We start from the raw sequence: 23,436 nt of genomic DNA on the forward strand, positions 1-23,436 counted from the left end.
CTATGGCACAAATGACGATGATTCAAGCAATTACAGATGCTCTTCGCACAGAATTAAAGAATGATGAAAATGTTCTTTTATTCGGAGAAGATATAGGCGTCAACGGTGGGGTTTTCCGTGCAACTGAAGGCCTACAAAAAGAATTTGGTGTTGACCGTGTATTTGATACACCATTAGCAGAGTCAGGTATCGGCGGGTTAGCGATCGGTCTTTCTCTTCAAGGTTTCCGTCCAGTTCCAGAAATTCAATTTTTCGGCTTCGTATATGAAGTAATGGATTCTATCAGTGGGCAATTAGCACGTTTAAGCTACCGTAGCGGTGGTGTGTATAATGCACCTGTAACAATTCGTTCTCCATTCGGCGGCGGTGTGCATACACCAGAAATGCACTCTGACAGCTTAGAGAGTTTAATGACAGCTCAACCAGGTTTAACAGTAGTTGTACCATCAACACCTTACGATGCTAAAGGTTTACTTATTTCTTCTATTCGAAATGATAATCCAGTTATTTTCTTAGAGCATTTAAAATTATATCGCTCATTCCGGGAAGAAGTACCTGAGGAAGCATACGAAATTCCGCTAGGTAAGGCTGATGTAAAACGTGAAGGTAAAGATTTAACAATTGTTGCATATGGCTTAATGGTACACGAAAGCTTAAAGGCTGCAGAAGAACTAGAAAAAGAAGGACATTCTGTAGAAGTTATTGATTTACGTACAATTCAACCAATTGATGTTGAAACAATCATTGCGTCAGTTGAAAAAACAGGCCGAGCAATCGTTGTTCAAGAGGCACAAAAACAAGCAGGTATTGCTGCGAATGTTGTCGCTGAAATTACAGAACGTGCAATTTTGAGCTTAGAGGCTCCTGTTCTTCGTGTAGCAGCACCGGATACAGTGTACCCATTCCCACAAGCTGAAGGTGTTTGGTTACCGAATTATAAAGATGTAATGGAAACAGCGAAAAAAGTTTTAACATTCTAATGTAACTTGCATATTTGAAGAAGAGCAAAGAGAAAGGATGGGTACACATGGCATTTGAATTCAGATTACCGGATATTGGCGAGGGTATTCACGAAGGCGAAATTGTAAAATGGTTCGTTAAAGCTGGGGATACAGTAAAAGAAGACGATATCCTTTGTGAAGTCCAAAATGATAAAGCAGTCGTAGAAATTCCTTCACCTGTTGAAGGCAAAGTAGAGGAAATATTAGTAGCAGAAGGTACAGTTGCTGTTGTTGGCGATGTATTAATTCGTTTAGATGCTCCTGGTTATGAAGATTTGAAGCTAAAAGGTGACGATCATGCGGAAGCGAAGACAGAGGCACAAGTACAGTCAACTGCTGAAGCTGGTCAAGATGTAGCAAAAGCGCCTGCTGCTAAGGAAGAAGCTCCAAAAGCTTCAGCAACAGCGGAGGTAGCAGTAAAGCAAGAAACAACTGATAGTTCGAAACGCGTCATTGCTATGCCTTCAGTTCGCAAATTTGCTCGAGACAACGATGTGAATATTCATGAAGTAACGGGTACTGGCAAAAATGGTCGTATTTTAAAAGAAGATATTGAGAATTTCCTAAATGGCGGTGGAGCAGTACAGCCTGAAGAAGCTCCAGTTGCAAATGAAGAAGCGGTTGCTCAACAAGAAACTGCACCTGCTGCACCTGTTGTTCTTGAAGGCGACTTCCCAGAAACACGTGAAAAAATGTCTGGCATTCGTAAAGCAATCGCTAAAGCAATGGTGCATTCAAAACAAACTGCGCCACACGTTACACTAATGGACGAAGTTGATGTAACAGCTCTTGTAGCACATCGTAAAAAATTCAAAGATATCGCTGCTGAAAAAGGTGTGAAATTGACGTACTTACCATACGTAGTGAAAGCACTTATTTCAACTTTACGTGAATTCCCAGAATTTAACCGCTCATTAGATGATGCAACACAAGAAATCGTTCAAAAGCATTACTACAATATTGGTATTGCGGCAGATACTGAAAAAGGCTTGCTAGTTCCAGTTATTAAGCATGCAGATCGCAAATCTGTATTCGCAGTTTCAAATGAAATTAATGACTTAGCAACAAAAGCACGTGATGGTAAACTTGCACCACATGAAATGAAAGGTGCATCAATGTCTATTACGAATATCGGTTCTGCAGGTGGTCAATGGTTTACTCCAGTAATTAACCACCCTGAAGTAGCGATTTTAGGTATTGGTCGAATTGCAGAAAAACCTGTAATAAAAAATGGTGAAATTGTAGCTGCACCTGTGTTAGCATTATCATTGAGCTTTGATCATCGCATGATCGATGGAGCCACTGCGCAAAATGCTTTAAATCACTTAAAGCGTTTGTTAAGTGAGCCAGAATTATTATTAATGGAGGCGTAACAAAATGGTAGTAGGAGATTTCCCAATCGAAACAGATACTCTTGTCATTGGTTCAGGTCCTGGAGGATATGTAGCAGCAATTCGTGCAGCTCAAACTGGCCAAAAAGTAACAATCGTTGAAAAAAATGTACTTGGTGGTGTGTGCTTAAACGTAGGTTGTATCCCATCAAAAGCATTAATTTCAGTTGGTCACCGCTTTGAGCATGCTAAACATTCAGATGACATGGGTATCATCGCTTCTGATGTGAAACTAGACTTTTCAAAAGCACAAGCTTTTAAAGACAGCGTTGTTAAAAAATTAACTGGCGGTGTTGAAGGCTTACTTAAAGGTAATAAAGTTGAAATTGTACAAGGTGAAGCATATTTCGTTGACGCTCATTCAGTGCGTATCATCAATGGTGAATCTGCTCAAACTTACACATTTAACAATGTGATTATCGCAACAGGTTCTCGTCCAGTTGAAATTCCAACTTTTAAATTCTCTGACCGTGTCCTAAACTCTACTGGCGCACTTTCTTTACAAGAAGTACCTGGTAAATTAGTTGTGATCGGCGGAGGCTACATCGGAACAGAACTAGGCTCAGCTTATGCAAACCTAGGTTCACAAGTAACAATTATCGAAGGCGGCAAAGACATTTTAGCTGGTTTCGAAAAACAAATGACACAAATCGTGAAAAAAGGCCTTAAAAAGAAAGGCGTTGAAATTGAAGTAAACGCATCTGCAAAAGGCGTTGAAGAAACAGAAAACGGCGTAGTTGTAACATATGAAGTTGGCGGAGAAGAGAAAAAAGTCGAAGCTGATTATGTATTAGTAACAGTTGGTCGTCGTCCAAATACAGATGAAATGGGTCTTGAAGGTGTTGGAATTGAATTTGGCGAACGTGGTCTAATTAATGTTGACAAACAATGCCGTACAAATATTCCAAACATCTATGCAATTGGTGACATCGTAGCGGGTCCACAGCTTGCACACAAAGCTTCTTATGAAGGTAAAGTTGCTGCTGAAGCAATCGCTGGCGAGAAATCAATCGTAGATTATTTAGCTGTTCCTGCTGTATGCTTCACTGATCCAGAAATGGCGACAGTGGGCTATAACGAAGATCAAGCTAAAGCTGAAGGTATTGAATATACTGCAGCAAAATTCCCATTCGCAGCAAATGGTCGTGCGCTTGCATTGAACCAAACAGAAGGTTTTGTGAAACTAGTTGCGCGTAAAGAAGATGGCTTATTAATCGGTGCTCAAATCGTAGGTGCAGGTGCATCTGATATGATCGCTGAAATGGGCTTAGCAATCGAAGGCGGCATGACTGCTGAAGATATCGCGTTAACAATTCATGCTCACCCAACATTAGGTGAAATTACGATGGAAGCTGCTGAAGTATTACTAGGCAACCCAATCCATATTGTAGCTAAAAAATAATTGATCACATATAAACGACTATAAAGCATCCATGCTTTATAGTCGTTTTTTTGTATAATTCTACTAACTTTGATACAGTAAAACTATTGAATGACTATTCGAAAAAATAGGGGTGGGACGAAATGGAATTAGGCTTAAAAGGAAAAGTGGCGATTATTACTGGGTCAAGTAAAGGTATAGGCTATTATACGGCGATGCAGCTTGTGAAAGAAGGAGCGAATGTAGTTATTAGTGCACGTGGCGAAAAACAGCTACAAGTAGCCGCTGGGTGCATTAAAAACGAAACGGGTGAAGAAGTGTTATTTGTTCCGACGGATATCACGAAGGAAAAAGATTGTAAGAGACTTATAGAGCGTACAGTAGAGCATTTTGGGCGTATTGATATAGTTATTAATAATGCCGGTACAGCGTCAGCCAATCCATTTGAAACGGTTAGCAGTGAAGTGTGGCAAGCTGATATTGATTTAAAAGTATTTGGTGCTATTAATTGTTCCAAATATGCAGTACCACATATGCGAAAGGTTGGCGGGGGAGCAATTGTTAATGTAACGGCAGTGATGGCTAAAACGCCTCCTGCCAGTTCACTTCCTACAACAGTTAGCCGTGCAGCTGGACTAGCTTTAACGAAAGCGATGAGCAAGGACTTAGGGAAAGATAATATCCGTGTGAATTCAGTGTGTATTGGCTTAATTCGAAGTGATCAAATTGAGAAGCTATGGAAAAAAGAAGTACCAGAATTAACTTGGGAAGACTACTCGCAAAAAGTCGGTCAAACGATACCACTTGGCCGCGTAGGGGAAACACAAGAAGCAGCCAATGTCATTACTTTTTTAGTATCAGATGCAGCGAGTTATGTGACAGGTACTGCTGTTAATATAGACGGTGGTTCAGGACACGCCTTATAGTTTAACGACAAATACCGATAAGCAAAATGCACTAAAATATTTACGTTTTTCATCCCATTATGTAACAAAAAACGAAGAAAAAGACTGCGCTATTAAGACGAAATTGAACGAAAAGGAGCAACCTATTAAGTTTTAGGTTGACTCTTTTTTTCTATTGTTTTTCTAAAATTATAATAGACAGAAAATTCCTGCAGTTGTAGAATAAGCGTAATAGGAGGTGAAAAGAGGCGAAATGTTGAACGAAAAATTTACTATGATATTAATGCGTGCTGTCCGTATTATTGTTCAAATTGGAGTTCTCAATATTTTTTATTACATTGGTGTGGGCATTGTTTCGTACTTGCACATTCCGCTTCCTGGAAGTGTAATTGGATTACTGTTATTAGCACTTTTACTCAATTTTAAAATAATTAAAGTAGAATACATTCAAGATGGTGCTGGTTTTTTAATTGGCGTTTTAACATTGTTTTTTATTCCAGCAACCGTTGGTATTATTGATTATCCAGAATTAATGTCCACTACGGGTCTGTTCATTATTTTAGCTGTAATTGCCAGTACTTTAATTTCTATTTATTTAACAGGAGTGCTGACCCAACTGATTGAAAAAAGAGAATTAGCGAAGAAAGAAAAAGAAGTAAATGTTGAAGAGGGGAAGGGAGAATTATCTGTTGATTGAACTTATAGTTGTACTTGGTACGATAGGGCTGTTCGTTTTATTTACGAAGCTTTATCAACGGTTCCCACATCCTATCATGATCCCTTTAGTGACAACAACTATTGTCAGTGCCGTGATTTTAGTTGTCTTTAATATTCCGTATTCGACCTATATGGTAGGTGGGGAATGGCTACAAAAAATGCTAGGTCCAGCTGTTGTTGCACTTGCATACCCACTCTATAATCAAAGAGCCATTATTATGAAATATAAGTACTCAATTCTTTCAGGAATAATGCTAGCAATGGTTACCGGATTACTTACAATTTTTATAATGTTAAAATGGATCGGTGTAAAGGATAGTTGGATGCTAACAGCCTTGCCAAAATCTTTAACAACACCTGTAGGTATGCAGGTAAGTGAAACGATTGGCGGAATTCCTCCATTAACAGCAGTTTTTGTTATGATTGCAGGATTTGTTGGAGCTATTATAGGACCGTTAGTTATTAAATATGGAAAAATTGACTCACCTGTTAGTAGAGGCGTAGCGATAGGAAGTGCCTCGCATGGTGTAGGGCTTGTTAAACTTAGAGAGTATGGTGAACAAGAATTATCCGTCGGCTCGCTTTCTATGGGGTTAACAGCGATTATAGGGGCGTTTCTATGTCCACTCTTTGTTTATCTATTTATGTAATAAAAGGCCCTTTACAAGCTATAATGTGCTTGTAAAGGGATGTGGTCTTTTCGAAATGTAGCTTGTCTAATCTTTTTCAATTATAAATTGAATGGTATGTGCTAGACCAGTGTGTAAGCTACCTTCATTTCGTATTTGTTCACCTGTGAAAAAATGTATAATTTTAAAGGGCTGACACCAAGTAAGAACAGAAATAGGATTATATAATAAATTTATATTCTGTGGGCCTCCTGTGGCATATGGTAGTTGATATGTGGAGTATAATTCCATCATTATACGGCCGCCAGGTTTAACAGAATGGACTATACGTTTAAAAACGTCATGCTGCTGTTCTACAGGAAAATGACCAAAAACCATGATCGCAGCATCAAATTTTTCTACTGGTAATTCATCCTGCAGTAGATCAATAAGTTGAGTGTTAACAGTAACACTTTGCTTTTTCGCTAGTTGTGCTGTTTTCTCAAGACCGTTTTTAGCATAATCGAAGGCAGTTACGGCATGGCCTTTAGATGCTAAAAAAGTCGCATTTCTACCTTCGCCTTCAGCATATGCTTCTACAGTTCCATACCCCTTTAAATAATCCACATAGTTTTCTATAAAGGCATTTGGTTGTTCACCATAAACATATTCCGCCGTTTTAAAACGTTCATCCCATGTATTCATTCATTTCACTCCCTTTTTAAATATTGTAAGTAATGTCTAATACTTAATCTAATTTTTCGCTTCGTAATATAAAAATTGCGCCAAATAACACAGTTGCAACCTGAAGTTGACAAAGTGCACTCCCTGAAATATGGAATTAGAGGAATTGTTTTTATAAAATTTAATTAATAACAGAAAGGGGAGTCCATATATGACATTTAGTGAAAAACTTTTTAAATTAAGAAAAGAGAAAGGTTTATCACAAGAGGCACTAGCTGAAAAATTAAATACTACTAGGCAGGCTATTAGTAAGTGGGAAAATGGTCAAGGTTTTCCTGAAACAGAGAAACTTTTAATGCTTGGTAATGTTTTCGAAGTGTCAATAGATTACTTGCTAAAAGATACTGTTGAACAGAGTCATGAAGATAGCAATGGTTATTATGTAAGTAAAGAAATGGCGGAAGGTTATGTATTATCTCAACGTAAAATTTCCAAATATTTTGCTATAGGTTTTAGTCTACTTATCCTATCTACTATACCTTATTTCCTTTTCAAACAAGATCCATTAATTTATACCATTCTCATTACGATTATTGTTGTTCTTGGTATTGGATCGATTACAGCTGGCTTTATAGAGGAAGATCGTTATTCAATTCTAAAAAGAGAAGCATTAATATTTGACCAAAATTATCTAAAAGAATTGAGCATAAGGTATGAAGATGTTAAGAAAAAAAATACGGTGATAATGGTAGTAGGGGTTTGCTTGATTGTAGCAGGCGGTATTTCCTTTTTATTAGTAAAAAAAGAAATTGTAGCATCATATGTTTTAATGCCTTATTATCCATTGTTAATTGCTTTCATTGCAGTTGGTGTTTATATGTTAATTCGTACATTATCAATAATCGATTCTTATCGAATATTGGTGAAAAATAAGGAACATATTCAACACTTAAGTAATACAGTACTGACTAAATTGAGAAAAAAATTAAATAACCTCTAATCATTACTATTGAACAGGTTTATTTGGGGTTATGAAGGAATGGGAACTGGATACTATAAAAGATTAAAAAGCTTCCTCTTCCGTAGTTACAAGGGGTCAGCGTGTCGACAAAAGGTATCAAGAATTTTAACTTGATACCTTTTATCTTGTTGATTGGAGTGGGGGCGGCGTCTCCTACTCAGTACGCATAAACCGCGCGCTAGCAAGAGTTGCAGCTTACAGTGTGCTGAGCGGAAAGCCGTAGCACGTAACTGAAATCAACAGCACTTAAGACTGTATTTAGAAGAGGTAGCTTTGAAGTTTTAAATAATCGCTCTGCGTTCTTTAATAACACGAATCGTTTTTAATGTTGTATCTTCTGGTCCTTGAACTGGTAAACCAGCTTCAATATTCATTTGAATATAATGAATATTTTCTTGCGTAATTATTTCCCCGGGAATAAAAATTGGAATTCCAGGTGGATAAACCATTATGAATTCAGCGCAAATACAATTATCCGCATCTGCAAGAGGTACTACCTCTGTATCTGCATAAAATGCATCACGAGGTGACATTGCTAGTGCTGGGATTTCAGGTACATTGACTACTGCTTCGGTAATGGCAGCTTCCGAATCGAAAGCTTTTGACATACGACTTAATGCATTAATAAGAAGATTAATTTCTTTTTTTGTATCTGCTAATGTTACTAAACATAAAATGTTATATAAGTCTGATAATTCCACTTCGATATTAGCGTTGTGACGAAGCCATTCCTCAGCTTGATGGCCTGAAATACCTAGGTCTTTTACACTGATTAACAGCTTCAATGGGTCCATATCATATGTTGCTGATGAGTGAAGCTTTTCCTTACCTGCACATTTTAGATGTGGAATTTGGTTAATGCGTTTACGTGCATCTTTTGCTAAACGCAGTGCATCACCAATTAAATCATAGCCATGAATTGCTAGCTGACGACGTGCTGTGTCAAGCGATGCAAGTAATGGGTAAGATGTTGACGTTGTTGTGAGCATCGAGAAGACAGCTTGTACACGTTTTGCAGAAACTAGTCCCTCACGTACATTTAAAATTGAAGTTTGCGTCATAGAGCCCCCAAGCTTATGTACGCTTGTTGCAGCCATATCTGCTCCAGCCTCCATTGCAGAGTAGGGCAGCTCGTCATGGAATTTAATATGAACCCCATGAGCTTCATCGACAACGACTGGTATATTACGACGATGGACAATTTCGACAATGCGTTTTAAATCCGCTGAGAAGCCGTAATATGTTGGATTAATGACAAGAACAGCCTTCGCATCTGGATAAGCATTTAATGCCTTCTCAACCGCTTCCGCTGAAATACCATGAGAAATGCCATATTCACTATCTACTTCAGGATGAATAAAAATAGGAATGGCACCAGCAAAAACAATTGCTGACATAATGGATTTATGAACATTCCGTGGTACTAGAATTTTATCACCTGGACCGACGACGGTCAGGATCATCGTCATAATGGCGCCACTAGTACCTTGTACGGAAAAGAATGTATAATCAGCACCAAAGGCTTCTGCAGCAAGTGCTTGTGCATCCTTGATTGCACCTTTTGGTGAATGTAAGTCGTCTAGTGGAGCAATGTTAATTAAATCGATTGATAAAACGTTGTCGCCGACGAATTCTCGGAAAGCAGGATCCATACCGTGCCCTTTCTTATGGCCTGGAATATGGAACTGAATTGGATGTCTGTTCCGATGTTTTAGTAATACGTCGAACAATGGAGTCTCTAATTGTGACAACGCAGGTACCACCTCACTTTTATAATATCTAAGAAAACAAATGAATTATAGCACCTAACGACATGAAAAAATAGACTTTAATTAAAAAAATAAAGGGATTTTTTCATGATTACGAGAAGTTAGTATGGTACGAAAGGAGAGATTCGATGAATTGGGAGACACGTATCACCGAACTTTTAAAAATAAAATATCCAATTATTCAAGGGGGATTAGCCTATTTAGCCTATGCAGATTTAGCAGCCGCGGTGTCGAATGCTGGCGGTCTAGGGCAAATAACTGCAATGAGCTTACGAGATCCAGACTCATTGCGTGCAGAAATCCATAAAGTAAGAACATTAACTGATCATCCATTTGGAGTGAATTTTGCTATCGGTATGCATGGCACAGGCTATGAGGATATGGTGCGAGTAGCTGTTGAAGAAAATGTTCCCGTTGTCACAATGACAGGTGGAAATCCAGCACCGATATTTGATTTACTTGCAGGAACAAATATAAAAAAACTTGTACTTGTTGCAGCTCGTAGACAAGCGCAGAAAGCGGAAGAGCTTGGTGCGGATGCAGTAATGGTAGTTGGACAAGAAGGTGGTGGACATCTTGGCCGTGACGATGTAGGGACTATGGTTCTTGTACCTCAAGTTGTAGATAGTGTGAAAATTCCTGTCATTGCGTCTGGTGGTATTGGTGACGGTCGAGGCTGGATGGCAGCACATGCACTTGGTGCAGAGGGCATTGAAATGGGTACACGCTTTATTGCTACAAAGGAGTGTGTAGATGCATCACAAGCATATAAAGAGGCATTACTCACTAGTTCAGAGGCAGATACAACTGTTATTAAGCGTTCCATTGGGGCACCAGCAAGAGCGTTACGCAGTAATTTCACAGAGAAAATTTTAGAAATAGAGCGTGAGACACCTACTTATGAAGCATTGAAAGATTATATTAGTGGGAGTGCTAATAAGCGTTTTATTTATGATGGAGAAAAGGATGCAGGCATTGGTTGGGCAGGACAAGTTACAGGAATGATTCAAGATATTCCAACAGTGGACGAGCTCATTACACGAATGGTTGCAGAAGCGGAAAGTATCCGGGTAAAATGGGGACAGTAATGTAAAGGTGGTAAAGTCCAAATGGAATATTCTTATCCGTTTTCAATTGATTGGTCGACTGAAGAGATTGTTGATGTTGTTAAATTTTTTGAAGGCATCGAGCTTGCTTATGAGAAGGGCATTAAACGAGAAGTGATGATGGCAAAATATCGTCGCTTTAAAGAAATTGTTCCTTCACAAGCTGAGGAAAAAACAATTTTTCGAGAATTTGAAGAGGCTAGTGGCTATGTAAGCTATCCAGTTGTGAAACAAGCAAAAGAAACAGCTGATGGTACGTTAATTAAAGTAGTTCCAAAGCAACGACGTTAAAATCGTCGCGGTCAAAAGTGAAAAAGGTGTGCTAGGATATTTCCTAGCATGCCTTTTTAGTTAGGGAAAAAAACCGCAATGCTTTCTGTAGGAACCGTTATTAACGATAATACAACTAACAGTGCAAAACAACGGTCTGCTTAGGCTGTGCCTACGGAAAGCGAAGCGGATTTCATATATTTTGTATTTAAAATTTAATTAAATCATTAAGTGAAATATTGTGTTAATTAATGTTAATTTGCATAAACTACAGCAATATCGATTTCTGTAACAAAATGTTCACGGACGATGGTTCAACACCTTGTCCACACTCCCGATGCGATGAAAAAATGAAGAATGATATAAAATTATCATACCCTCCATATGCATCGTCAATACATCTTCAAGATGTGCTGAGCATTTCCTCAAAAGACCTACAATAAGACCTCGTCCAAATGTGTAAAACCTTATAAAATTCGGGTTTCACGATCTTTCATTTCAAAGAATTATTATTGTTCAAGTAAGGTTTTTATCCCAAATTTTTTATGATGAGACTCGACAAATTATTTTCCTTGAATAATTTTATAAATAGGAAGTAATGTTTGGAATGTTTCTTCTGTCAGTTGTTGGAATTGTTTAACAGACATTTTTATCGCTTCTTCTTTTGGAATATGACGTCCAACTAAAAATTCCCCTTTTTTAACATCACGTAGACGTATAAGCAATTCTTCTAGTTGTTCTTCTTTAGCCTCTTGTAAGGAAATTGCAGCAGGCGACATATGATCCCCAGAAACAATAAATTCATCCGGAAGCTGTTGTAGCAAGGTTTTGTTGGCTAGTAAACGCTCTGCCATTAAATTTTTTTGCGGTGCTTCATAAATAATAGCCAAGACGATGAATAAATGTGTGCTCCAAAGACCAATCTGAAAGTGAGGCAACGCTTTATAACCTCTTTTATAAGGAGCGAATGCAACCCAACTGTCATTTGGTGGATTAACCGTTCTGCGGGCGTGTTTTGCTACATGGGGATAAAATTCTTCCCCAAGGTGGCTGGAAAAGAAGGCGGAGAAGTTTTCTCCTAGTTTATTGAATTTTGGACGTACACAGGAATCTAAAGCATCCATCCGTTGTTCTAAACCGTTTATTTGAAAAACATTGAAATCTTTATTAGTCCATTTTAAGGTAGACATTTTTAGTAACTCCTTTCGATTATAAGGTTTATTTTATTAAAAAAATGGGAAAAAATCTTATAACAAGAACTTTATCGAATAGTATAAGGTTTTGTAAAAAAATAAAAAAGGGAAGTGACTTTTATGAAACAAGTCGTAAAAATTATACGTAAAGTTGACATTGAAAAGCAATATGAACGCATCCTACAATTAGAAATTGATTATGAATTAGCCTCACTATTTTCAGCGATGAATGAAAAAGATGAGGGTGAAATAGCAAAAAGTAAAAAGCGACTAGCAGAAATACAGATGGAGCTGGAAAGTTTGCACGCCTATGCGTAAAAAAAAATTAACCCCCATATAAAATCACTTGCTGAATATTCTGACAGCAGGTGATTTTTGTTGTTATAAAGGTTAAAATAGAAAATATATCATAATAGAATTAATTGTTTTCAATTTTTAGTGAGTGTCATTGCACATTAAATGGTCTGAAAGGTGTAATATAATACATAACTCACGCTTTCTGTTAATGGGTATACCATTTTGATGACTAGAAACGGGGTAATGTATGGATTGCGTAGCGTACAGTAGCTATGTCGCTCGAATGCCAAGGACTAGCAAAATGCGTGTGTGAACGAGCATGAATGTTTTCTATATTCGAGGGGTGGGTTTTTATGGATTTAAAGCAAATCGATCAATACGCGAAAAGTATCATTGTTGAAGCAGCTAAACGTATTCGTAATGCATTTTCGTATAATTTAGTGATCGAGACAAAATCGAATGCGAATGACCTTGTTACAAATATAGACCGAGAAACAGAATTATTTTTCATTGAAAAAATTAAATCTTTTGACCCTACCTATAAAATTTTAGGCGAAGAGGGAATGGGAGAAAAAGTCGAATCATTAGATGGTGTTGTATGGATTATTGATCCGATTGATGGAACAATGAATTTTGTAAAGCAACATCGTCACTTCATGATTTCTATTGGAATATTTATTGATGGTGTAGGGAAACTTGGTTACATATATGACGTAATGCGTGAAGACTTATTCAATGCAATTGCAGGAGAAGGAGCTTGGTATAATGCCTCGCCGTTGCGCAAGTTACAGCCTGTAAAAATTGAAGAATCTGTTATTGGCATTAATGCACATTGGGTTGCACCAAATCGACATATACATCATGAAAAAGTAATAGAATTAGTTCGAAAAGTGCGAGGTACGCGTTCTTATGGCTCCGCTGCAATGGAAATTGCCTTTGTTGTCAGTGGGAAACTAGATGCTTATGTGTCGATGCGACTATCTCCTTGGGACATCGCTGGAGGAATAATCATTGCTCAGGAAGTTGGAGCTATCGCAACGAATTTACATGGGGAAGGCTTTGATTTCCTGCATCAGGATACATTTATTATTGCTAATCCTGCCATTCACCAGGAATTATTAGGAAAATATATTGTGCCTTATGATGTTTAGCTTTTACATAAAAAACTGTTTAGGAATAGCTTTTTCCTAAACAGTTTTTTTTTTGACGCTAATATAAATTGAGTTGATAGTATTTTTTTGGACGTCCACGTGTGGTTGAAGTAAGACTTGGCAATTCGACCGCTAAATTCTTTTCATGGAGTTGTTTTAAAATGCGGTTTACAGAGCGCACAGTAATGCCTAAATGTGTGCTTAATAGTTCCCCATTGACGATAGTTGTTGCTAATCTTTCCATAACAGCCTCAATTTTTTGCAATTGTAATAAAGGGATATCATGGTCAGCGCTTAATTTTTTTAAGCGCTGCTGTTTTTCGTTATCAAACTGCAATAAGGCTCCGTAAAGTAACGGACCAATTTCTTTTGCATTTTCAATAATAAAGCCCTGTGTTTCCTTTGAAGAACAGAGTGTTGCAGCCTTTTTTGCAAATTTCTGACTTTCGGTTAGAGAGTTGCCAATGCCCCATCCTATTTTTACAGGAAATAGTAATTTATCATCTAAAAAATCTACGAGTTGACAATGTGTATAATCATTGGTTGTCATTAAAAATTGCTTATATGTTGTGATAATTGCGATATAGGAAGCTTCTCGATGCACTATAAAGGTGCTGGCATAAAGTTGCTTAAAATCTAAAATGGCTTTGTATAAAGCAATTTGTCGATACTCTAATTCATCTATATTAGATTTATCTATCGGAATTAAAATATGTACAACGACTACTTTATTTTGCTCAAGTTGTCGAAGGTGTAGCTGATTCACCAACTGATCCAATGTTAATTGCATGGCATGGAGTGATGGATGAAAAGCGATAAACGGAATATTTTGGTGTGCCAATCGCTCCCGCATCTCTGCAATACGAGTAAAACTTAAATCTACTTTATTGTCGCGATGTAACTGAATATGCCAGTTCGCAACTTTATCAACAATATCATTGCTTGCGTACTCATTCATAGTTTGACTAAAAAGATAAGGCTGTCTTCCTATTGACCATTCATGAATGCCGAGGTAGTCGTTTTCCTCATAACAAAAATCAATGGCAATTCGATTCATAGCAATTTTATTCTCGTAAAATAACTCAGTTAAGACACGGTAAAAATCACGTTCTGAAATATCAAAATAAAGCATAGGTATAGCCATGTTTGGAAAATTTGTTTGTGTAAAAAAATATGGAATTTGCCCGCTAAAAAGTGCACCGTCTCCTGCTGTTAAATGTTGCTCTAACAGTGTATATAAATGTTCAAAATCAGTGTAGGAATGGTAATGAAATTCACAAAAAGATGGCTTAATTTTTTCGAGTTGCTGCACCCATGAGAGGGACAATTTAGCAGTGAAAACATTAATTTTATACATAGTGTTATCTCCTTAATTTAAAATTAAATATTGAAAATATTCTAAAAATATGGTTTCTTTGTATTAAGGACACATGCTATCAATGTCTTAAAATAGTGTTAGATTGAATAGCATAAGTCGAATTTTAAAAATAGAAGGAGAGGGATTTATGCAAAAAAAATCAGACACACTAAAGAAATCTTGGATTGATAAACTGCTAGATAACATTGAAAGGGCAGGTAATAAATTGCCTGATCCAATCACGCTATTTATTATTTTAGCAGGTATTGTACTTGTTTTATCATGGATATTATCAATATTTGGTATTTCAGCGGTTCAACCAGGCACTGAAAATGTCATACAAGTAAAAAATCTGCTGAGTCAAGAAGGACTTATATTAATATTAACGCAAATGGTATCGACTTTTACAGGTTTTGCTCCTTTGGGATTAGTAATCGTGACAATGATTGGTATTGGTTTAGCGGAGCAAACAGGACTTATTTCCGCTGTTATGAAAAAGCTCGTAATGTCAGCTCCTACAAAATTAATTGTGCCATTTATTATTTTCACAGGTTTAGTTGGTAATCTAGCAGCAGATGCAGCATTCATCATTTTACCGCCAATTGCAGCAATGATTTTTATGAGCATTGGCCGAAATCCACTTGCAGGTTTAATTATTACATATGCAGCAGTAGCTGGGGGCTTTAGTGCCAATATTTTAATTAGTTCACTAGATGTTTTATTACTAGGAATTACTGAATCCGCAGCGCATATTGCAGACCCAGAATATAATGGACGAGCAACAATGAACTATTACTTCTTAATTGCTTCGACGTTTTTACTAATCGTCATTGGTACATGGGTTGCGAAAAAGTTTACAGAACCTCGCTTTGGCCTATTTGAAGGTAAGGTTGAAAAGCTAGAGCCACTAACAACTTTAGAAAAACGTGGTTTATTATGGGCAGGTATTGTGACCGTCGTTTATATTGTAGTAATTGCATTTACGGTCATTCCGTCGAACGGTCTTTTACGTGATCCTGAAACAGGTGGCTTTTTAAATTCCCCGTTTATGTCAGGTATTGTGCCGATTATGTTATTTTTCTTCCTTTTACCTGGTCTTGCCTATGGTATTGCGGCAAAAGAAGTGAAAAATGATAAGGAAGTTGCTGAGAAAATCTTTAAATCAATTGCTGATATGGCTCCATTTATTGTCTTAGCATTTGCTGCTTCGCAAATGATTGCCTTTTTTAACTGGAGTAATATCGGTGCCATATTAGCCATTAAAGGTGCAGAACTTTTACAAGCATTAAACTTTACAGGTTTACCGATGATGATAGGATTTGTTTTAATTTGTGCGTTCGTTAACTTATTAATTGCTAGTGCATCTGCGAAATGGGCACTACTTGCGCCAATTTTCGTACCAATGTTCCTATACTTAGGCTATTCCCCGGCTGTAACGCAAATGGCATATCGTGTAGGAGACTCAATTACAAATCCAATTACACCAATGCTTCCGTATTTCGCCATTTTGCTCTCGTTTGCCAAGCGTTACGATAAAAATATCGGTATTGGCACACTCATTTCAGCTTTACTACCGTTTTCTGTGTTTTTTGCAATCGGTTGGATTTTACTGTTTGCCATTTGGTTCTTACTTGGTTTACCACTTGGACCTGGAGATTATATATATTTAAAATAAGGAGTGTTAATCTATGACAGTTTTACAGCAAGAGCAGTTAGTTGATTTATTAAAACAAAATGAAGAGGAAATGATTCAGCTTCGTCGTCATTTCCATGAAAATCCTGAACTTTCCTTTGAGGAAGTTGAAACACCGAAAACCATTGCGGCATTTCATCGCGCATTAGGACATGAGGTACGCGAAGGTGTTGGTGGCAATGGTGTTGTGGCGAAGTTAGTAGGCGGTAAGCCGGGAAAAACAGTAGCATTACGTGCAGACTTCGACGCTTTAGCTATTACAGAAGAAACAGGTTTGCCTTTCCAATCAAAAATTAAAGGGCGTATGCATGCTTGTGGACATGATGGACATACAGCTTCATTATTAATTTTAGCGAAGGCATTTAATCAAATGAAAGACAACTTAGCTGGAACAATTGTGTTTATACATCAACATGCAGAGGAGCTTGCACCAGGTGGAGCGAAATCAATGATTGCTGATGGCTGTTTAGAAGGTGTGGATGTTATTTTTGGTACACATTTATGGGCACCAACAGAACTTGGAAAGGTGCAGTCAGCAATCGGACCATTTATGGCTGCGGCTGATGGCATCTACATTAAGATTAAAGGAAAGGGTGGTCATGGTTCAAACCCGAGCGATACGAAGGATTCAATCTTGCTTGCAGCGCAATTTATTACAAACTTACAGCAGCTTGTGTCTCGTCGTATAAATCCATTGCGTCCTGCGGTAGTATCGGTTGGTCATATTGAGGCATTAAATCCTTTTAACGTAATTGCAGATCAAGTCTACATGAAAGGAACTGTACGTACTTTCCATGAGGAGGAGCGCGATTTACTAGAGCGTGAAATTGAAGAACTATTAAAGGCAACATGTTATTTAACAAAGGCGGACTATGAATATGAGTATCGTCGTGGTTACCCACCAGTTGTTAATCATGCTACAGAAACAGAACATGTCATGGCATCTGCAAGAAAGGTAACAGATGTGGCAGCGGTTGAATTTGTAGACCCAACTATGGGTGGTGAGGATTTTGCATACTATTTAGAGGAAATTCCAGGGGCATTTTTCTTTACGGGAGCAAAAAATCCAGAGTGGGAGGAAGTATATCCCCACCATCATCCGAAATTCGATATTGATGAACGCTCATTGCGCATTGCAGCAAATGTTTTAGGCCAAGCAACTTTAGATTACCTAGCAAAAGACCATTAAAGAAAAGTATCACTTGTTTAATCGAAGGCTGAGGAGTAGCAAAGCGTTAAACAAAATTGTTGAGCAATATGAATTATAAACAAACAAGAGTCATTGTCCACGATGGACAATGACTCTTGTTTTCTACAGTATGGAAGGAGTTGTCCAATAATGGACAGCTCCTACTGTGATATTGTGTCATTTTGGACACATAAATGTTGTTAGAAAGCAAATACTAACATTAAAGTAAGCCTTGTTCTCGCAGTTTACGCTTCATTTTAAAAGCTGTCATGAAAATGACACAAGTAGCTACAATGCCTGCTATTACACCAAATGTATTATTTGCTGCTACTGAATACCCGATAGAACACATTGCTAGTACAGCTGCTAGTGCATAAATGGCCATTACGATTTTTCCACGATTCATAACCGAGCCCCCTAATTTATAATAAATTTGTGATTGAAAATATTTTTTTAGAATGATAAAAATTCTAATAAGGACATTTACATCCTTCTTGTGCTATAATATCACAGTTAAACATTCGAAAAAAGAATATGGAGTGGAATAATGACAAACTTACGTCAAGATCTTCGCAATATCGCAATTATCGCCCACGTTGACCATGGTAAAACTACTTTAGTCGACCAATTATTAAAACAATCAGGTACATTCCGTTCAAACGAACGTGTTGAAGAACGTGCAATGGACTCTAATGATATTGAACGTGAACGCGGTATTACGATTTTAGCTAAAAATACAGCAGTAAACTATGAAGGAACTCGTATCAACATCCTTGATACGCCTGGACACGCTGACTTCGGTGGTGAGGTAGAACGTATTTTAAAAATGGTAGACGGCGTTTTACTAGTTGTCGATGCGTATGAGGGTTGTATGCCACAAACACGTTTCGTACTAAAAAAAGCATTGGAACAACGTTTAACACCAATCGTTGTAGTTAACAAAGTGGACAAAGATTCAGCTCGCCCACTAGAAGTAGTAGATGAAGTACTTGAATTATTTATTGAGCTAGGTGCAGATGACGATCAATTAGACTTCCCAGTTGTTTATGCTTCAGGTGTAAATGGTACAGCTTCGTTAGACGCTGACCCATCTAAACAAGAAGAAAATATGAAATGTCTATTTGAAAAAATTATTGAGGCTATCCCAGCACCAGTTGATAACTCAGAAGACCCATTACAATTCCAAGTAGCTTTACTTGACTATAATGACTTCGTTGGACGTATCGGAATTGGTCGTGTATTCCGTGGAACAATTTCTGTAGGTCAACAAGTTGCTCTGATGAAATTAGACGGTACAGTGAAAAACTTCCGTGTAACAAAAATCTTTGGTTTCTTCGGCTTAAAACGTGAAGAAGTTGAGACAGCAAAAGCTGGTGATTTAATCGCCGTTTCTGGTATGGAAGATATCAACGTAGGTGAAACAGTTTGCCCTGTTGAACATCAAGAAGCGCTTACACCTTTACGTATCGATGAGCCAACTTTACAAATGACTTTCTTAGTAAACAATTCTCCATTCGCAGGTCGTGAAGGGAAATGGGTTACTTCTCGTAAAGTAGAAGAGCGTTTACGTGCTCAATTACAAACAGACGTATCTTTACGCGTTGAAGATACTGATTCTCCTGATGCTTGGACAGTTTCAGGTCGTGGTGAGCTTCACTTATCTATCCTAATTGAAAACATGCGTCGTGAAGGTTTCGAATTACAAGTATCAAAACCACAAGTAATCGTGCGCGAAATCGATGGTGTAAAATGTGAACCATTTGAACGCGTTCAAATCGATGTACCTGAAGAAAATGTTGGTTCTATTATTGAATCTATTGGTACACGTAAAGGTGAAATGCTTGATATGGTGAACAACGGCAGTGGTCAAGTTCGTTTAACGTTCTTAGTACCAGCTCGTGGATTAATCGGTTATACAACTGAGTTTATGTCAATGACAAAAGGTTTTGGTATTATCAACCATACGTTTGATTGCTACCAACCATTATTACCAGGGAAAATTGGTGGTCGTCACCAAGGCGTACTAGTTTCAATGGAAACTGGTAAATCAACAACTTATGGTATGATGCAAATTGAAGACCGTGGTACACTGTTCTTAGAGCCAGGTACAGATATTTACGAAGGTATGATTGTTGGAGAAAATACTCGTGACGCTGATATCACTGTAAATATTACAAAAATGAAACAAAAAACAAACATCCGTTCAGCAAATAAAGACCAAACGAATGTTATTAAAAAACCACGTATTTTATCTCTAGAAGAAGCTCTTGAATACTTAGGTGATGATGAGTACTTAGAAATCACACCAGAATCTATTCGCCTTCGTAAAAAAATTCTAGATAAAAACGAACGTGAGAAAGCAGCGAAAAAATTAAAAAACGCTGAACAATAATTTTCCGCTGAAATGAAAGGAAGAGGAGTCTTGGATATAAAGTCCGCTTTATTGGGTGAACTAAATGTTATTCAAGTTGCTACACCTGTAAATGCAGAGGAAACAACAAAAGTTTATGAGAGAATGGCTGGTATAACAAGATTTTTATATGAAAATTTACCGAGCTATGAAGTTGCAGGCTATGTTGTGTTCCTTCTAGTGTTTGCACTTTCTGCAATTGTCTATAAATTAGGCTTTGCAAAAAAGTTAAAGCTATCTCAAAATATTGTCATTTATGTGTTCCTATTTCTGGGATGTATTATGTTGACATTTTTCGCGTTATTCCTACCTATGATTGAAGGCCTCATCGTAGCGGCGTTAATTTTAATTGTATACAAAACACGTATGTGGCGAGAAAAAAGAGAAGAGCAACAAGCTGCCAATCAATGACAGTAGCTTGGCTCCTTTACCGTAAACAGTCTTAGCATTCATTTGCTAAGGCTGTTTTCTTTTTCTATCTTTAATAAAATAGTTCGTTTGTCGTTTGCTAGATTCAAATAAAGGATGGAAAACGATTTGGACAAATATGCATGCTTGAATGGATTCTTCATTATATTGCATTCGAAAAGGGTTTATTTTCCATGATATTTTTATTGAATATGGTAGGCACCGAAATCTTTGTATGTGAATAAGTTAGTCTCGATAGGCTATTTATCAAATCAAGGAGGAAATGGAATGCGTTGGCTTAAAAAAGGTTTGTTATTTAGTGGTATTGCTTTGTTGCTCCTTTCGTTGGCAGCGTGTAATAAAGCTGAGCTAGAAAAAGTAAAAGTCGGAGAAGTGACGCGCTCGATTTTCTATGCGCCACAATATGTAGCACTTGAAAAAGGGTACTTTGAAGAAGAAGGACTTTCCGTAGAGCTACAAACGATTGCTGGTGGTGATAAAACGATGACAGCGTTACTATCTGATGGTATTGATATTGCTTTGGTTGGATCTGAGACTTCGATTTATGTCACTGCTCAAGGCGCCAATGATCCGATTCAAAATTTTGCGCAATTAACACAGACAGATGGCACATTTTTAGTAGCGCGTGAAAAGATGGAGAATTTTTCATGGGATGATTTAAAAGGATCAACATTTTTAGGGCAACGTAAAGGCGGAATGCCACAAATGGCAGGCGAATTTGTTCTAAAAAAGCATAGTATTGATCCTACGAAAGATTTGACACTTATTCAAAATATTGATTTTGCGAATATTGCTACAGCTTTTGCTTCTGGAACTGGGGATTATGTACAGCTGTTTGAACCGACAGCAAGTGTATTTGAAAAAGAAGGTAAGGGCTATATTGTTGCGTCATTTGGTACAGAATCAGGACATTTACCATATACATCCTTCATGGCAAAAAGTAGTTATTTAAAGGATGATGCTAAAACAGTGCAAGGTTTTACAAATGCGCTGAAAAAAGCACAAGATTTTGTACAGGAAAAAAGTTCAGCAGAAGTGGCAAAAATAATTCAACCTTACTTTGAAAATGTAGATGTTTCTTTAATTGAAACAGTAGTAGAGCGTTATAAATCACAAGGCTCCTACGCAACAGATCCGATTTTGGATGAAGAAGAGTGGGATAATTTACAAACAATAATGGAGGAAGCAGGTGAACTTCCTCAACGAGTAAAATATGAAGACCTTGTGAATACGAAATTTGCAAAAAAGGCTGCGGAGTAAATGGATTTTTTAAAACTAGAACATATTCACCATAGTTATTACTCCAGTACGCAGGCGAAGGAAGTTTTACGTGACATTAACCTAGATATTCGCGAAGGTGAATTTGTTTCCTTTATAGGGCCAAGTGGCTGTGGGAAAACGACTTTATTGTCTATTATTGCTGGGTTGTTTCCTGCAACAGAGGGCAATGTATTTATTGATGGGGAAATCATCGCACCACACAATCAATCGCTTATTGGCTATATGCTTCAACAGGATTATTTATTTCCGTGGAAAACGATTGAGGATAATGTCACAATTGGTTTAAAAATAATGCAGCGGGATAATAAGACGCATAAAGTAACTGCAAATGCGCTCTTACAAGAAGTTGGTTTACCTCATGTCGGAAGTTATTATCCGAGAGAATTGTCAGGAGGAATGCGTCAACGCGTTGCACTAGCAAGGACATTGGCAGTTAATCCGAAAATTTTACTGCTAGATGAGCCGTTCTCAGCACTTGATTATCAATCTAAATTAAAGCTTGAGGACTTAGTTGTCGAAACATTAAAGGCCTATCAAAAAACCGCGATTCTTGTCACACATGATATTGGTGAGGCAATTGCGATGAGTGAACGAGTTTTTCTCTTCTCAGCCAATCCTGGTACGTTACACAAAGTGTTTGAAATACCTTCTGCGTTACAACAGCTATCCCCGTTCGATGTAAGGCAGCATCCAGCGTATTCAGAAGTATTCCAAACGATTTGGAAGGAGCTGGAGAGCCTTGGATAACACATTGTTTAAACAGTATCAACAATTGCTAAAAAAGGAAAAACGCTATGTTCGTTTATATCAAATTATTATTTTAATCGTCTTTTTTGGAGGGTGGGAGTTACTATCAAGGCTTGAATGGATTGATCGTTTAATCTTTAGCTCGCCCACAAATGTATGGCATACGTTTATAGAAAAAGTAAGTGATGGCTCGCTAACATTACATGTTGGTGTGACGTTAATGGAAACAATTATCGGCTTTATTGCAGGTACATTATTGGGGACTTTGATTGCAACCGTTCTATGGTGGTCTCCGATGTTATCAAAAATACTTGATCCATATTTAGTTATTTTAAACGCAATGCCGAAAGTAGCGTTAGGACCGATTTTAATTGTAGCACTTGGCCCAGGATATTTTTCGATTATAGCAATGGGTGCACTAATTTCAATCATTATTACAACAATTGTAGTTTACACCGCCTTTAAAGGTGTTGATCCAAATTATAGTAAAGTATTGCAAACTTTTGGAGCTACTCGTTGGCAAACTTTCAAAGAGGTTATTTTGCCCGCATCTTTTCCAACAATTATTTCGACTTTAAAAGTGAATGTTGGATTATCGTGGGTAGGGGTTATTGTCGGTGAGTTTTTAGTTGCTTCAAAGGGACTTGGCTATTTAATCATTTATGGCTTCCAAGTATTTAACTTTAATCTTGTCCTTATGTCACTGCTCATTATCGCTTTCTTCGCGACAATAATGTATCAAGTTGTCGAATTAATCGAAAAAGTGATTATTAAAAATAATGGATAATTAAAAAACGCAAAACCTGTTAGTGAGGTTTTGCGTTTTGTACTGTTGA

General features: G+C 37.5%; 23 protein-coding genes. 18 read left to right on the forward strand and 5 right to left on the reverse strand.

Features of this window, described 5'->3' with window-relative positions; translation table 11 throughout:
• Positions 1 to 2: 2 nt before the first annotated feature.
• From ACIQXJ_RS00935 to ACIQXJ_RS00960, 6 genes are all read left to right on the forward strand, one after another.
• A complete protein-coding gene (locus ACIQXJ_RS00935) occupies positions 3 to 980 on the forward strand; it encodes an alpha-ketoacid dehydrogenase subunit beta (RefSeq protein WP_401009610.1) in 978 nt (325 codons plus the stop codon).
• Between the two features lie 47 nt (positions 981 to 1,027).
• The gene (locus ACIQXJ_RS00940) at positions 1,028 to 2,374 is read left to right on the forward strand and encodes a dihydrolipoamide acetyltransferase family protein (RefSeq protein ID WP_403048652.1); all 1,347 of its coding nucleotides are present in this window, start codon (positions 1,028 to 1,030) and stop codon (positions 2,372 to 2,374) included.
• A gap of 4 nt (positions 2,375 to 2,378) precedes the next feature.
• Positions 2,379 to 3,794: a dihydrolipoyl dehydrogenase gene (lpdA, locus tag ACIQXJ_RS00945; protein ID WP_401009608.1), complete on the forward strand. Its 1,416-nt coding sequence runs from the start codon at positions 2,379 to 2,381 to the stop codon at positions 3,792 to 3,794.
• Between the two features lie 122 nt (positions 3,795 to 3,916).
• Positions 3,917 to 4,699, forward strand: coding sequence for an SDR family NAD(P)-dependent oxidoreductase (locus ACIQXJ_RS00950; protein WP_403048655.1), 783 nt, complete (start codon positions 3,917 to 3,919; stop codon positions 4,697 to 4,699).
• 232 nt (positions 4,700 to 4,931) lie between these two features.
• Positions 4,932 to 5,375 (forward strand): CidA/LrgA family protein, encoded by a 444-nt coding sequence (locus tag ACIQXJ_RS00955; RefSeq protein WP_403048658.1) that lies wholly within the window; start codon positions 4,932 to 4,934, stop codon positions 5,373 to 5,375.
• Positions 5,368 to 6,045 (forward strand): LrgB family protein, encoded by a 678-nt coding sequence (locus ACIQXJ_RS00960; RefSeq protein WP_401009605.1) that lies wholly within the window; start codon positions 5,368 to 5,370, stop codon positions 6,043 to 6,045. Before ACIQXJ_RS00955 ends, ACIQXJ_RS00960 begins: the two co-directional genes overlap by 8 nt.
• 66 nt (positions 6,046 to 6,111) lie before the next feature.
• Here the strand turns inward: ACIQXJ_RS00960 and ACIQXJ_RS00965 are convergent, their stop codons facing one another.
• Entirely contained in the window at positions 6,112 to 6,708 is a 597-nt protein-coding gene (locus ACIQXJ_RS00965) for a class I SAM-dependent methyltransferase (protein ID WP_403048662.1), read from the reverse strand.
• Positions 6,709 to 6,898: 190 nt separating this feature from the next.
• Here ACIQXJ_RS00965 and ACIQXJ_RS00970 point away from each other — a divergent pair, with 190 nt between their 5' ends.
• Positions 6,899 to 7,687, forward strand: a complete 789-nt coding sequence (locus ACIQXJ_RS00970) for a helix-turn-helix domain-containing protein (RefSeq protein ID WP_403048665.1) — start codon at positions 6,899 to 6,901, stop codon at positions 7,685 to 7,687.
• A gap of 302 nt (positions 7,688 to 7,989) precedes the next feature.
• Here the strand turns inward: ACIQXJ_RS00970 and ACIQXJ_RS00975 are convergent, their stop codons facing one another.
• Positions 7,990 to 9,459: an aminotransferase class I/II-fold pyridoxal phosphate-dependent enzyme gene (locus ACIQXJ_RS00975; RefSeq protein WP_403048668.1), complete on the reverse strand. Its 1,470-nt coding sequence runs from the start codon at positions 9,457 to 9,459 to the stop codon at positions 7,990 to 7,992.
• Positions 9,460 to 9,605: 146 nt separating this feature from the next.
• Here ACIQXJ_RS00975 and ACIQXJ_RS00980 point away from each other — a divergent pair, with 146 nt between their 5' ends.
• Together ACIQXJ_RS00980 and ACIQXJ_RS00985 are read left to right on the forward strand one after the other, a co-directional pair.
• Positions 9,606 to 10,565 carry an NAD(P)H-dependent flavin oxidoreductase gene (locus ACIQXJ_RS00980; protein ID WP_403048671.1) on the forward strand — a complete coding sequence of 320 codons (960 nt, stop codon included), beginning with the start codon at positions 9,606 to 9,608 and terminating at the stop codon, positions 10,563 to 10,565.
• A gap of 21 nt (positions 10,566 to 10,586) precedes the next feature.
• Positions 10,587 to 10,874 (forward strand): UPF0223 family protein, encoded by a 288-nt coding sequence (locus ACIQXJ_RS00985; RefSeq protein WP_403048674.1) that lies wholly within the window; start codon positions 10,587 to 10,589, stop codon positions 10,872 to 10,874.
• A gap of 542 nt (positions 10,875 to 11,416) precedes the next feature.
• On the opposite strand, the gene ACIQXJ_RS00990 is transcribed toward ACIQXJ_RS00985, so the two are convergent.
• A complete protein-coding gene (locus tag ACIQXJ_RS00990; RefSeq protein WP_403048677.1) occupies positions 11,417 to 12,043 on the reverse strand; it encodes a YktB family protein in 627 nt (208 codons plus the stop codon).
• Between the two features lie 123 nt (positions 12,044 to 12,166).
• Here ACIQXJ_RS00990 and ACIQXJ_RS00995 point away from each other — a divergent pair, with 123 nt between their 5' ends.
• Together ACIQXJ_RS00995 and ACIQXJ_RS01000 are read left to right on the forward strand one after the other, a co-directional pair.
• Positions 12,167 to 12,364 carry a hypothetical protein gene (locus ACIQXJ_RS00995; protein WP_173477904.1) on the forward strand — a complete coding sequence of 66 codons (198 nt, stop codon included), beginning with the start codon at positions 12,167 to 12,169 and terminating at the stop codon, positions 12,362 to 12,364.
• Positions 12,365 to 12,696: 332 nt separating this feature from the next.
• Positions 12,697 to 13,494: an inositol monophosphatase family protein gene (locus ACIQXJ_RS01000; RefSeq protein ID WP_403048680.1), complete on the forward strand. Its 798-nt coding sequence runs from the start codon at positions 12,697 to 12,699 to the stop codon at positions 13,492 to 13,494.
• 58 nt (positions 13,495 to 13,552) lie between these two features.
• Here the strand turns inward: ACIQXJ_RS01000 and ACIQXJ_RS01005 are convergent, their stop codons facing one another.
• A complete protein-coding gene (locus ACIQXJ_RS01005; RefSeq protein WP_403048683.1) occupies positions 13,553 to 14,851 on the reverse strand; it encodes a hypothetical protein in 1,299 nt (432 codons plus the stop codon).
• 148 nt (positions 14,852 to 14,999) lie between these two features.
• On the opposite strand from ACIQXJ_RS01005, the gene ACIQXJ_RS01010 reads away from it, so the two are divergent.
• The gene (locus ACIQXJ_RS01010) at positions 15,000 to 16,526 is read left to right on the forward strand and encodes an AbgT family transporter (protein ID WP_403048686.1); all 1,527 of its coding nucleotides are present in this window, start codon (positions 15,000 to 15,002) and stop codon (positions 16,524 to 16,526) included.
• Positions 16,527 to 16,539: 13 nt separating this feature from the next.
• The gene (locus ACIQXJ_RS01015; RefSeq protein ID WP_403048689.1) at positions 16,540 to 17,733 is read left to right on the forward strand and encodes an amidohydrolase; all 1,194 of its coding nucleotides are present in this window, start codon (positions 16,540 to 16,542) and stop codon (positions 17,731 to 17,733) included.
• 220 nt (positions 17,734 to 17,953) lie between these two features.
• On the opposite strand, the gene ACIQXJ_RS01020 is transcribed toward ACIQXJ_RS01015, so the two are convergent.
• Positions 17,954 to 18,139: a DUF5325 family protein gene (locus tag ACIQXJ_RS01020; RefSeq protein WP_403048692.1), complete on the reverse strand. Its 186-nt coding sequence runs from the start codon at positions 18,137 to 18,139 to the stop codon at positions 17,954 to 17,956.
• Positions 18,140 to 18,280: 141 nt separating this feature from the next.
• On the opposite strand from ACIQXJ_RS01020, the gene typA reads away from it, so the two are divergent.
• The 5 genes from typA to ACIQXJ_RS01045 all read left to right on the forward strand — a co-directional run bounded on the left by typA (position 18,281) and on the right by ACIQXJ_RS01045 (position 23,387).
• Positions 18,281 to 20,125 (forward strand): translational GTPase TypA, encoded by a 1,845-nt coding sequence (typA, locus tag ACIQXJ_RS01025; RefSeq protein ID WP_401009594.1) that lies wholly within the window; start codon positions 18,281 to 18,283, stop codon positions 20,123 to 20,125.
• Positions 20,126 to 20,155: 30 nt separating this feature from the next.
• A complete protein-coding gene (locus ACIQXJ_RS01030) occupies positions 20,156 to 20,554 on the forward strand; it encodes a YlaH-like family protein (RefSeq protein WP_340826042.1) in 399 nt (132 codons plus the stop codon).
• Positions 20,555 to 20,839: 285 nt separating this feature from the next.
• Positions 20,840 to 21,832: an ABC transporter substrate-binding protein gene (locus ACIQXJ_RS01035; RefSeq protein ID WP_340826040.1), complete on the forward strand. Its 993-nt coding sequence runs from the start codon at positions 20,840 to 20,842 to the stop codon at positions 21,830 to 21,832.
• Positions 21,833 to 22,600 (forward strand): ABC transporter ATP-binding protein, encoded by a 768-nt coding sequence (locus ACIQXJ_RS01040; protein ID WP_403048695.1) that lies wholly within the window; start codon positions 21,833 to 21,835, stop codon positions 22,598 to 22,600.
• The gene (locus ACIQXJ_RS01045) at positions 22,593 to 23,387 is read left to right on the forward strand and encodes an ABC transporter permease (protein ID WP_403048698.1); all 795 of its coding nucleotides are present in this window, start codon (positions 22,593 to 22,595) and stop codon (positions 23,385 to 23,387) included. The genes ACIQXJ_RS01040 and ACIQXJ_RS01045 overlap by 8 nt, the downstream gene beginning before the upstream one ends.
• Positions 23,388 to 23,436 lie beyond the last annotated feature (49 nt).

It is taken from the genome of Lysinibacillus sp. NPDC097868, assembly GCF_044761135.1.
Lineage (GTDB): Bacteria > Bacillota > Bacilli > Bacillales_A > Planococcaceae > Lysinibacillus.